This window comes from Dyadobacter sp. 32, assembly GCF_902506755.1.
Classification (GTDB): domain Bacteria; phylum Bacteroidota; class Bacteroidia; order Cytophagales; family Spirosomataceae; genus Dyadobacter.
Genome location: NZ_LR735258.1, coordinates 6,595,422 through 6,608,133 on the forward strand (window position 1 = coordinate 6,595,422; position 12,712 = coordinate 6,608,133).

Annotated in this window: 7 protein-coding genes; all 7 read right to left on the bottom strand. The window is 46.0% G+C overall.

The genetic code is table 11. The annotated features are described in order from the left end of the window. Nucleotides 1–3 precede the first annotated feature (3 nt). On the bottom strand, nucleotides 4–1,704 hold the full coding sequence (locus DYADSP32_RS26995; protein ID WP_149239849.1) for a sodium:solute symporter family protein: 1,701 nt from the start codon (nucleotides 1,702–1,704) through the stop codon (nucleotides 4–6). Nucleotides 1,705–1,798: 94 nt separating this feature from the next. Further along, nucleotides 1,799–3,814: a sialate O-acetylesterase gene (locus DYADSP32_RS27000; protein ID WP_149239848.1), complete on the bottom strand. Its 2,016-nt coding sequence runs from the start codon at nucleotides 3,812–3,814 to the stop codon at nucleotides 1,799–1,801. Between the two features lie 17 nt (nucleotides 3,815–3,831). Next, on the bottom strand, nucleotides 3,832–6,417 hold the full coding sequence (locus DYADSP32_RS27005; RefSeq protein WP_414618089.1) for a glycerophosphoryl diester phosphodiesterase: 2,586 nt from the start codon (nucleotides 6,415–6,417) through the stop codon (nucleotides 3,832–3,834). Further along, complete coding sequence (locus DYADSP32_RS27010; protein ID WP_414618090.1) at nucleotides 6,414–7,427, bottom strand: FAD:protein FMN transferase; 1,014 nt, start codon at nucleotides 7,425–7,427, stop codon at nucleotides 6,414–6,416. Before DYADSP32_RS27010 ends, DYADSP32_RS27005 begins: the two co-directional genes overlap by 4 nt. A gap of 499 nt (nucleotides 7,428–7,926) precedes the next feature. Continuing rightward, a complete protein-coding gene (locus DYADSP32_RS27015) occupies nucleotides 7,927–9,726 on the bottom strand; it encodes an FAD-dependent oxidoreductase (protein WP_149239847.1) in 1,800 nt (599 codons plus the stop codon). 244 nt (nucleotides 9,727–9,970) lie between these two features. Beyond that, nucleotides 9,971–11,116, bottom strand: a complete 1,146-nt coding sequence (locus tag DYADSP32_RS27020) for a hypothetical protein (RefSeq protein ID WP_414618091.1) — start codon at nucleotides 11,114–11,116, stop codon at nucleotides 9,971–9,973. 83 nt (nucleotides 11,117–11,199) lie between these two features. After that, complete coding sequence (locus tag DYADSP32_RS27025; RefSeq protein WP_149239846.1) at nucleotides 11,200–12,696, bottom strand: RagB/SusD family nutrient uptake outer membrane protein; 1,497 nt, start codon at nucleotides 12,694–12,696, stop codon at nucleotides 11,200–11,202. Nucleotides 12,697–12,712 lie beyond the last annotated feature (16 nt).

Sequence of the window (12,712 nt, forward strand, 5' to 3'; positions counted from 1 at the left end):
GATTTAGATAGACAGACTGTGCAGGTTTATCTTTCGCGAAGCACTGTAAGGGATCCAGGTTGCCAGAAGCACTACACCGGCGATCGTGGCCGTAATACCGGCACCCGAGGTTGTAAATGTGCTTAGTACAAATAGTATCAGGGAAGTAAAAAGCAGAGCTCCCGCAATGACCTGTAAGCCGAATTTGTTCTGACGCTTTATTTCCAGTGCTTCTTCCGGAGTGGCCTCAATCAAATTGTCAACCCGCTTTTGTTCTCTTGAAACCTGGTAAGCCAAGTATTCCTGTGCAGTGTTATTTTTCGATCTTGCCCAAAGCTCGTAGGCCAGGAGCAATAAGAGCGGTAAGCCTACACCAACAATGTTTTCCATGCCGCGGGATAGCTTGAAGTCGAGCAGTATAGGTGCAAGCACTTTGAAGAAAAGGTTCACCGAAAGACCAATGCCGGTCACCCAGAGCGTTACCGTGCTGGTAAGTCGTTTGGAAAACAAAGCCCATAGGGGAGGGGCAAGCAAAGGCCCGCCGGAGATGGCCGAGATGCTAAGGACCACTTCCACAATACCGCCTGCCAATGGAACCAGTAATGCGATCCCGATCATGCCTAATCCGAAAAACCAGGATGAGGCTCTTGCTACACGAATAAGCTGCTTATCGGAAGCGCCCGGATTTACCATGCCTTTGTAAATGTCATTCGTAAAAACGGCTGATACCACATTGAGCGCCGTATTGGCGCTGGCAGATGTGGAGAAGTACATACCCGTCAGCATCAGTCCGAGCAGGCCTGGTGGCAGTACCAGTTTGCAAATCATCAGGTACGCGTTTTCCGTATCAAGTCCTGTCAAAGCGGGGTTTATCGCCTTGTAGATCATGGGAGGGAACATCCAGATAACCGGACTGATCAGATACAGGCCGGCAAAAAGAAATGCTACTTTTCTGGCCGATTTTTCACTGTCGACGCTGGTGTAACGCTGCACCATGGTCCAGTTGCCTCCAATGTAACAGATGTGATAAATGACGAAAGCGAGGACAAAACCGATTGTGTATTCACCATTCAATAAATTGAAAAAGTCATCAGGAACGTTATTGGTGAAGCCTTCCCAGCCGCCAACTTTGTCCAACGACAATGGAAGCAGAATAAAAACAGCGGCACACAAAACCACAAACTGAAGAATATCCGTCACCATTACGGCCCATAAACCGCCTACGGCTGTGTACGTGATCATGAATAACCCCAAGCCAATGGTACAGGGTACCAATGGAAGATCCAGAGAAGAACTTACCAACCGGGCAACCGGATATAAAACCGATCCTTTAATAAAAATCGATACCAGCGTAAAAATGAAAATATAGGTTTTTTGAACAGGCAAGCCCAGTCGTTCCTTGATGAATTCCGCTGCGGTAAGTGCTCCGGTGCGTTTCCAGTATGGAGCCAGGAATAAACCGGTGACCAATGCGCCTATGCACATGGTCCATTGGATAGTGATAGCCACCCAGCCATGCTTGTAGGCGATAGATCCCCAGGCGACGAAAGTCCCGGCTGAAAAGAAACTCATAAAAAGAGAAAGCCCGCCTATAAACCAGGGGACGGCTTCTCCACCCGCAAAAAAAGATTTCAGGTTCCGGCCTGTACGTGCGAAAAGCAAACCTATCGCAAGAACAAAGGCCGAAAAAACGACGATAACTACGGTGTCAATGGTACTACTCATTTTTTAGCTATTGGCTGCCAGCATTTAGCTGTGAGCCACGTTTGATGGTATGGGTAAATGATTCCTGCCAATCTTATGCAAAGTGTATTGGCAATTACTTCGTTATAATATTTGATATTTTGCTCTGGTTCGGGGTATCGGTACGGAAAGGTGCTGCCGGAAAACCCTCCGTATTAAATAGATTAGCGCCGTTACTTTCCGCCGGACTATTTGCCCAGGCGTAACGGACGGACCTGGGTTCTGCCACCAAATCATGCCAAACGACTATTTCTTCTCCTTCAATCTGAGCAGTGGCCCAAACGTATTTCCCGTCAGCGCCTGCTATGGCAAAGCCTTTAAGGGGGCCGTTTCTGGATACCAGTCCCTTTTTGGCATATTTGAATTGCAGCCTGATCCTATTACGGTCTATCTGCATAGACTGGTACAATGGCGAAGTTTGTAAATTTGGTTCTCCATAGCCTATTCTGCGTGCCTCGGCCGCGAGGCGCAAGCCAACTTCCTGTTTGTAGACCGGATGCACATCGTAAGGATTGCCCATATCATAAGTGACTGCTAAGCCGGTCTTTGGTACAGCCAAGGCGGATTGCTGCGCTTCTCTCAATTCCGCCCAGGAGGATTCAACCGGGTTGGAAGTCAACGCGCCATAAGCCGATAATTGTGCAATTAGAAAAGTCAGATTCGGGTCGTTGAATTGTTTCCGCCAGTCTGTAATGATTAATGGAAGTAGCTTACTGTATTTACCAGCCTCACTGGCATTTGCTTCTCCCTGGTACCACAGGAAACCTTTCAGTCCCAGCTCTGCAAATGGTGCTACCATGGCATTGTAAATGACCGAAGGTTTTCTCCTGTTTTGGGATGGGTCTGCTGGTTTGGCCGGATATGCCGCAACATGTAAACTGTTTTTGAAAAGCCAGTCACCGGATAGTGGAATGATGAGTGGATTTTCTGACTCAACCAGCTCCTGCAGGCGTAAGTCCGATGCATCACGGCTAGTGAACCCACCCATACCCGCCGGATTTTCAAGTCGAATGGCTACAAGGTTTTTACCTGTTTTGACCAGATTTCCGGGAATGACATATATCCGTCTTCCTGGCTGCCAGGAGGTTCGCCCCACTTCTGTCCCGTTGAAGAAGGTGATATCCACGTCCTTTAAAGTTTCCAGGTTGATGAGCAACGATTTGCCTGCCATCTGCGCTGGAACATGCACTTCTTTTCTCAGCCAGACAATTCCATCAAAGTCGGGCAATCCGTGGTCTTCCCAGTAAGCCGGGGCTACAAGCGTTTTCCAGTTGTTGGGTGAATAGGCTGGTGAATACCACTTTTCTGCAAAACCTGGATCCGTTTTCTGAAAATCGTCCATCCATTGCTGCATATGCTTTGCATAAGTCTCCTGGCTGGTTTCGAGTTTTTGGTTTCCCTGGTTTTCCTGGATGTATTTGACCGCTAGTTCTTTAAAATCAGGGTGTTGTTCTAAGCTTTTTATGCCAATCCAGGGCTCAATGGCTGTTCCTCCCCACGAAGAGTGAATGATGCCAATCGGAATTTTCTGTGTTTTGTTAATCTCTTTTGCGAAAAAGAATGCGACCGCCGAGAATGAGGCTGCGTTCTCAGGTGTGCTCACCTGCCAGCTTGCAGGTGATACATTCTGAAGTGGATCCGAGCTGATTTCCCTGCTTACCGTAAAGGATCGGATTTCCGGGATGTTTGCATTTTTGAGCTCATAGGGAGCATTGAAAGTCCTGTTCAAAGTCCATTCCATATTCGATTGGCCAGAGCAAAGCCAAACGTCACCGATCAGGATATTTTTAAAGGAAAAAGAACTGTCTGCGTTTATTTTGAACTCATATGGGCCACCTGCCTCTCTTGCAGGAAAACTCATTTTCCATGTGCCGTCTGTTCCTGCCTCCACTTTTTTTTTCTCCCCTGCAAATTCTACGATAAATGCATACTTTGGCTGCGCTGTTCCCCAAAACTGGATGGGTTTCTGACGTTGCAAAACCATATTGTCGCTGAAAAAGTAAGGCAGCTTTACTCCTGCACCCGCAGATACGGATTGAAATAAAATGCTGAGAATTGTCAGTAAGGGAAATATTTTACTCCTTCTGGTCATAATCTGATTTTCATATTTTATTCAAATGATACCGTAAATGTCTCAATTCCGAAGCCGGCTATCTCATACGATATCATTTTATCAGCGGTGGGAATAGCCTGATTGGAGGCCGTTTTAATGATGCTCCTAATTTTTTTTCCTGCAGCCCATTTTTCAGGATTGATGAGTATTTTGCCTGCGGTAGGCTGTGCGCGATTGTTCAGGACGATGATATAGGCCTCTTTGTTCTGCGTGTTTTCAGCCAGTATGCAGTCAATCACCGGTTGATCAGATTCAGTAAACGCTTCTCTTATGACCAGGTTTGCTGCTTTGCCATGTACTTTTCCAGGTGCAAATCCATAAGTCTGGTGTGGGCCCACCTTAGGTGTGACAAATCCGCGTGGGAACGAAATTTTTCCATTTGACCTTAAATCCACTTCTGACATCAGATAATCGGTAATCCAGCCGATTTGCCACCAGGCATGATGCGGATAGGGGCCGGCACCACGGTTCATGGCCTGCCAGTAATAGGAGGCCACACTTGTTTTACGATCTACAAAAGCATCGCGGCCAATTGCCGCAGACCTGGCCATATCAGCGAAAATCTGGTCTCCGGTCAGTTTGAACATGCGTATAAACATCCCGGCATGGCTTGCCAACTGAATGGGCCCCAAACGCGTTGCAGAACCAAAAATGCCCCCATGTTCAAAACTCAGGCCTGTTTGACTAATCTGCCAGTCCTGAAGGGGTACATCCTTTACTGTTTTGATTTCGGTGCTTGCTATGGGATGGGTATAAACAGAGGCCGTGTAAATCCGGGCACAGGTGATGGCGGCTTCCTGATAGCGTTTGTCTTTGGTAAGGTCATACAAATCCAGAAACGCCTGTGCGGATTGGCCCGTAGCAAAGTCGGGGGCATACCTTGCATCTCCGCAAACCCCCAGGAAGGAGCCTTTTTCAACAGAATTTCTGATGATCCAATCGGCTCCTTTCTGAGCAGCTTTGAGATATTTTTGATCTTTCAGACTACGATAAGCGACCATCAGACCGTAAAAGGTAGGTCGTACGTCCTGAAGGTCTTTAAATATTTCCCTCTCATTGGTTCGGTCGTACGCCACTGCAAAACTTCCGTCAGGTTTTTGCCACGATAGCAATTTTTCTGCTCCAAGTTTCAGGCGCTCTTTTAATTCAGCGTTATTGGGTTCAAACAAAAGCATGTTGCCCATGTCCAGCATTACATAGTAGGTCAGGGCGATCGGTTCGACTACTTCGCCCCATTCTTCCACGAACTTTTTACTTTTCGCCAGATAGTATTGCCCTTCAATGGCTCCTTTGAAAAAACCGTTATCGGTATCTTGCTGTACAAGTTTGAAATTTTTAGCGGGCGGTAGTACTCTTTCTTTTAATTCTGGATCACCTGTGGCAGTGGCCAGCATCCACATGGCGCCGTAATCTGCATTCTTCATGGCATCTTTTTGTGAGCCTACCACGCCACCCAGGTAAGACTGCGCGCCGATCTGCTTGCCCTTGTATTCTTCAATATTCCAGAGAGAGGTTTTCGGATCGGTGAGATAATGATGCATTTTCTCAATCCTGTCTGTAAGCGCCTGTTTGCTCTGGCGAAGCGCCAGGGTCTCCTTGAATTTATAAATATCGTAGGCAGCATGGTTGATCGTCTCAAACCAATCACCATCGGTAAGGCTGTAACGAAAGGAGTAGCTGATCTGTTGACCAGGATTTCGTTCGGATTTGTCTTCTCCTAATACCGGGTAATACAGGGTGGGAGAGAGCTGGCCTTTTCGGTTCATATGGGATAATCCCAGGTGCCAGTCTATCTGCGTAAATTTGTCTTTTGCCCATGGATCTCGGGCGAGTCCCGGCTCTGGAATCACGGACAGGGTTGCGCCGGACTTGGTGCTCACCAGCGGACTGAGGGTGGTAGCGCAGCGCTCTCTGTAAACCACAGGACGGTCCGGAATGCCGTGCCCGTAAGCATAAGATAAGGCGAAGTTTTTTTGCATAAAATTGCCCTGAAAATACCCTGGTACCGAAACCCAGGCCATTTTGTCAAGAGGAACACTGGCCAGGGTGGGCGTAGCCAGCGAGAAGAAACCCTTTACTTTCGGTATAAGGGTCATGGTCACTTTGATGTCCGTGGGGAAATCGGGATCAAGTTTCCAGATTGAAATGATTGTGGCAACTTCAGTCTCCTTTTTAAGTTCTATTTCATTTTCTTTGATCAGAATCGAGGATGGAAAAAAGTGGTAGGCTTTGCCGGCTGTATTTAGCGGTACTTCGGTTATGCTTTCTTTCCATTGTAATTGCTGGTAGTGATAGGCTTCCTCCGGGAATTTGCCTCCTGTAATATTTTCAAAAGACTCTTTTGGCTCAGCCGATGGTTTGGTTTCAGAATAAAGCAAGGTGTATTCACCTGAGGCTACTGCGAGGTCAATCCATTTATTGTTTTTCTTGATCTGCACAGTGCCAAGCTTCCAGTCTTTCTCCTTCGTTGTTACCCATTTCACATGCACCCGGTCATTCATCAGGCTCGAAGGATTTGTTCGTTGAGCAGCAGCTTGTTCAAAAAATAAACAAAGCGAAAAAAGTATTAGCGAAATTTTCATTTAATGGTCTTTTGTTCTTGGATAAAATTTTTGATTCCTTCGGATGAATAGTACTTCAAGTTTCCTCCGGGATCGGTATAGAGCACGAATACATCCATATCCCTGCGTTTTGAGATAAACCGCTTTGTCTCGTCCAAACCCATTATAAAAAACGCGGTATCGTATCCATCGGCGGTTATTGCGTCTTTGGCAAAAACGGTTACACTTAGCAGGGAAGTTTGTTCCATCGATCCCGTTTTTGGGTTGATGATGTGGTTGAAAACCTGCCCATTCTTTTCAAAGTGATTCCTGTAATTCCCAGCTGTAGTCATGGCGCGATCTGTGAGCTGAACAGTACTGTGTAATGATCCTTTTTTGAGCGGGTTTTCGATGCCGGTCACCCATGGCTGGTCGTTCGCTTTTTCCCCTTTGCACAGAATTTCACCACCTATTTCCACCATGAACCGACTGACGTCATGATCTTGCAAAAACTGGCCGATGAGATCCACGGAGTAGCCCTGTGCGATTCCGTTGAAGTCTAGCTTTATGCCTTCCTGATCTTTTCTGATACCCACAGAATCGAACTGGATATGATGAAATCCAATGAGCCTGAGGAGGGAGTCAATATTTCCATCCGGGTTTCTATTCGTTTTCGGGCCAAATCCATAGGCTTCAACGAGTGGCATAATGGTAGGATCGAAAATCCCGTCCGTTGCTTCGTAGACTTCTTTCGACTTTTTCAAAACCGGGTAAAAATAAGGCGATTGAAATTTTAAAGCGTGTGAACTGTTGAAAAGTGAAATCTCCGAATCGGGACGGTACAATGACAGACATTTGTCAAAGTCTGTTAAAATTGAATCGATTTGTATCTTAAAATTTCGGTTTTTTGAATCAAAATATTTTATATGATAAGTTGTCCCCTGAGCTGTTCCATTGACTGAAATCATAGGAAGTTGATGCTGGGCTGTAATCATGTTTTCGAATAAAAACATGATTATAAAGACCGCCGATATCAGTTTCAGGTACTTCATTGATTAGTTGTTAATTCCTATTTTTTGTTACCCATATTACATGCCTGAGGGCATTTTATGGGATCTGCGTTTTTTTTGTTACCCATATTACATGCCTGACGGCATTTAGGGGATCTGCGTTTCTTTTGTTACCCATATTACATGCCTGACGGCATTTAGGGGATCTGCGTTTTTTTGTTACCAATATTACATGCCTGACGGCATTTATCGGGATCTGCGTTTTTTGTTACCCATATTACATGCCTGACAGCATTTTATCGGATTTGTGTCTTTTTTGTTTTACCTATTTTACATGCCGTCAGGCATTAATTCATTTTCAATTGCCGTTTAAACAATCGCGTAGCGATGTCACATTGGTAGAAAATCAATGATCCGTTATTTAGAAATCCCGTAGGGATGCAACATTAATAATGGCCACGAATGCAGGCCAATATTTAAGAAAGCATTTGAATAAATAACAATCTCGGTTAGCCAGCGGTGCATTCGTGGCGCATAATACTCAGGGCTGTGGAGCCAAAGTTTCGCCTTTTAATATTCCTACCAATTCAGGTAAATGATCCTGATATACTCCCCTGGGGCTGGTTTTGTATTTTTTTGCCACCGAGGCAGCAAACCCAACTACTTCACCCATCATACCACAGGTACGCATCACGCGAGTACTTCCGAAAGCCACATGGGTGGTACTGATATTCCTTCCCGCCATAAAAAGATTTTGGATGTTTTTGGAATAAAGGCAGCGGTACGGAATCGTATAGGGCGCTACCTTGATGTGTTTGGTGCTGGCGAAAAACTCTTGCCCTTCAAAGTATTTGCTATTGTTTTTATCCGGAAAATGCAGGTCAATGGTCCAGGTGGCGGTAACGGAGCCGTCCGGGTAAAACTTACCTTCCTGGATGTCCATCTGGTTCAGAATGTGGTCGCCTATTAATCGTCTCGATTCCCGTTTTCCACCAATATAGGCAACCCAGGCTAGTTCCTGCCTCGCGTACTTGTCTTTTTTATTGTTTTTCAAATAGGACCAGTTGCCGTAAATCGCGCGGAGGTTGTGGTCACGAATCTCTTCAGCCTGCGTGATGGTGTTGAAGTTTCCAAATCCTGTTTCCCACTCCCAGTCTGCCTTGGCTTTATCAATGTGGTACTCATCTGAAAATTGCAAAGCCCAGGGAGTGGCCGGGAAGCTGGTTGCTGTATCACTTGGAAGTGAAGCCCAAAGATTGGAGGTGCCGAGGGTAAAATCATCGGCTTTTTCAGCTGCAAGTGATTCGCCTGTTTCGGCCTGACTTTCCCGTCCCATCCTGAAATCTGCTCCTGCCAGATAGCCCAAGGTTCCGTCGCCGGTACAGTCGGAGAAGAACGAGCCTTCAAATCGTAATTCCTGGTTGGTAGCAATATCCCGGCCCACCACCGCTGTGATAATATCGTTTTGCTTTTCAGCCTTGAAAACGAAGGTGTTCAGGAACAGGGAAATGTTCGGCTCACCTTTGATGATCGCGATTTTTCGGGCATCGCCATATTCTTTGGCGTCGGGATTGCCATTTCCAGGGTCTCCGTTATCCATTTCCCTCACAATACGACCTAATTTGGGATAATGGTTTTTATCCACATCACCCATTAAATGCACACGGATTTCAGAGCTGTTGTTTCCGCCCAGTACGGGACGATCCTGAATCAACGCCACTTTTAAGCCCATTCGCGAAGCCGAAATAGCTGCGCAGGTACCAGCAATCCCGCCACCCACTACCACCATATCATAACGTCCTGCCAATGCTGGTGTTTCTGTCAGATTCAAGGATTTTCTTCGAAAAGCAGTCAGTTCATCCAGTTTATTGGGAGGCGTAAATTTAGGCGCATCGGTAAAAAGGATCGCATCACACCGGCCATTGAAACCGGTCAGATCGGTCAGTGCCAGTTTTACCTCAGTAGATTTTATATCTGTTTCTCCCGCGTCGTACCACTTCCATTCGGCCGATCCGCTTTCGCCAAAGACCTGTTTGATTGGATTGCCGTTAATCGAAACCCTGAACTTGCCAGGGCCTTTTGGGAACGGCGCCCAGTCTTTGGTCCGTACCCAAACACGGTACTTCCCTGTTTTCGGGAATTTTACGGTAGTGGAGGCATCTTTGACCGGGCGGCCCATGCCATGTGCCATAAGGTAGGAAGAATTCATTACCACATAGGATTGCTGGTCAATTACCCAGCCGCCTTTATTTTCGAAGGACTCCGTTTCGACAAATACGTGGTTTTGGGCTGCTAGCCGAAGGGCTACAAGGGTCAGGAGTATGGTTAGGTTGATCTTCATAATGATATTAGGTGTAGTTATTATAATTCTCCGCACTTGATCCGGGATAGAGAGATGTATCGCTTCGGGATATCCTAAGCCCGGGGAAATTGAATAGTCATTTGTTTATATCTACTAAAATTGATGATACCCGAAGGGCTTAAACTGAATACCCGAGGGTAAAACCCTTGTAATCATGTATACCGGGTAAGTGGCAACCCTGAAAAGGTTGAATTTCATTTCTGTTGGCCATTTATTCACATCATCACTTGCTTTTATACCTGCTCATTTTATCCTTTACCTCAATATTTTTGGGTTGAAAATGTTCCAATACCTGATAAATCTGTGCGGTGAAATCCTCATTTTCCATTTCAAGATTCTTTGCCAATATGAGTTGTGCCTGTTCAGATAGTTGTTTCTGTTTTGCTAAAATCCCCAACTTTAATCTGAACAGTTCCTGGTTGGATCCAGCTATACTTGCTGCCAGTTGCTTTTCCATATTATCAATGAGGGGGACATTTTCCAGTCGTTTCAAAATGGCCACTTGCATAGGATATGAGGTAGCACTGTAGGTGGCCCAAAGCCAGTTTTGTTTTTTTGTGCCTACTAAAAAGGAATTGCCAACTTTCAGCAACGCGGCTCTTGCCGTAAAAAGATTTTTACCTGATATAATCTGATCAATGTCTTTTTCAAAGCCGTTCATCACCAGCCCACTTCTATCAATTACTTTATCCATGGCCCAATACTGGTAGTGGTAATTGTTGCTTGCAAGGAAGCTATGAAGCATTTCGTTGCCAATATAGGATTCCGTCACCTCTTGCATTTTACGGATCACCTGCTTTCCATAGGCAATGTGCCAGAGCGTGAAGCAAGTGTATACGGCCCCGTCGATCACCTCATTTTTTATCGTTTTCAGCGTGGCACCTGTTTTTGCGTCCACATTATCGGCCAGGCTATCCGTTCCCTTGGTCATCAGGTCTTCCATTTTCAGATCGGTGAATATGGAATTAGACCTGGAAAGGATATCGGCCAGCTTGTCATAGTCTTCTTTCTGAAACTCATCGTGATCGATCTTGGTGAGGATTTTTCCGGCCGGCATTTCGTAGCGAACATAATTACCCAACAAGTCCCAGTAAAAATTGACATGCACCGGTTTGCATTCGTTGGTATAACACACAGGGGTAAAGATGTTTCTAAAGAAATACTGGGGTCGGTTTTTCTTATCCAATACCAATTTTAGCGTGTAGGTCAGTGTATCGTTTTCACGAATGCCGAATGCTCTTATCCTGTCCAGTGTGGGAACCGCTAAACGCTTTTCGATTGACACATGGTCATGCATGCCTCCTTTCACACAGGGTATGTAAAAAAGCGGTAACATCGCGATTATGAAAATGAAAGTCTGCTTAGCCATTCAGGCAGTCTTATGTTTCGATAACTTGGTTGAAAACGCATAACCATCTCTTATTATCAAGAGACCGTTATGCGTTGGTACTACTACTTCCAGTCGGGATTTTGTACCAATTTAGGATTGGCATTGATCTCATCCTGCGGAATGGGAAAGTACTTATTCTTGGCAGACACGGTCCGTACCGGATAAACATTATTCACGGCTTTTGGAATTACGGTAAGGAATTTGCCAGTGCGGGTAAGGTCATACCAGCGGTCGCCTTCTGCGAAAAACTCCCAGGCTCTTTCCTGGATCACCGCATCAACGAAAGCGTCTTTGGTGAGTCCGGCAGTTAAATCAGCAAGCCCCGCCCTCTTTCTTACTGTATTGATGAACCCATACGCCACGGCCGTAGCTCCATTGAGCCTAGCTTCTGCTTCGGCAGCAATGAGGTATACATCTGGCAGACGAAGTATAGGAACATTTGGGATCAGTCCAATGGTGGAGTTGGGATCCTGATATTTTTTGATCAACACACCTTCTGTGGTGATGGGCGTGATGCTTCTTTGCGGAACTACCTTACCTGCTTTATCAACATAGTTGGTGTCAAGCAGCTGTCTGCGCTTGTCTTTGGGATCGAACGAATTAAAAAATGCCTGATACGCAAACATGGATCCAAATGAAGTTCTCGCATAGGCTGGGGCAGCACTTCCCGGAGGGCCACAAAGACCCACCAACTGGTGGCTTGTACCCGGCGAAACAGGGTCAACCTCGTATGCCCAGATATTTTCCGCCCTGGCTGCATCTTCTTTGTCGTTTTTATAAACATCCAGTACCTCGGCCATCAGCGAATGTTTGCCGCTATTGATCACCTCTTTGGCCTTTTCCAGCGCCTTAGCCCAGTCTTCATTGTATAATGCCGCTTTGGCATACAGTGCATTGGCCGCTTCTTTGGAAGGACGCCCCTTATCAATCGTGGGAAATGAAACGAGCCCGGCCGCTACTGCCTGATCCAGGTCGGCATAGATTTGTTTGTAGACATCGGCCTTTGGGCTTTTGGCAGTAATCGCATCTGCTTCAGAATAGCTGGGCGTTATTTTAACGGGTATTTCACCAAAGTTTTTTGCGAGCATAAAATGATAGAATGCACGCAGAAAATAAGCTTCTCCGACAATCTGTTTTTTTCGTGTTTCATCCATCACAGCCTCAGGTACTTTCGCAATGACCCAATTGGCTTTCTCAATACCTGCGTAGCTGGCTGTCCATATCCATTGTGGGGATTCGTTGATCCGGCTATTGCTCTTTTGTGTCGTGTAATTGACGTCATAGGTAAATTGGGTCAGCGTATTGCGGCCTACAACACCCCGTGGGTAAGTCTGGTCGTCGCTGAAATCGCCGATAATAGTCAATGCAGGTCCACCACCCAGGCTTGCGAGCCCCCCGTAGGCGGCAATAAGGCCTTTTTCGGCATCGGCAGCTGTTTTGTAAAAGGCTTCGGTGTAGATGGATGAATAAATCGTTTCTTCCAGGGCACAGGAATTCAACAACAGGCTGGCACAGAATACCCCTGTCATTGAAACTGTGTTTTTAAATATCTTTTTCATATAATATCAATTTTAT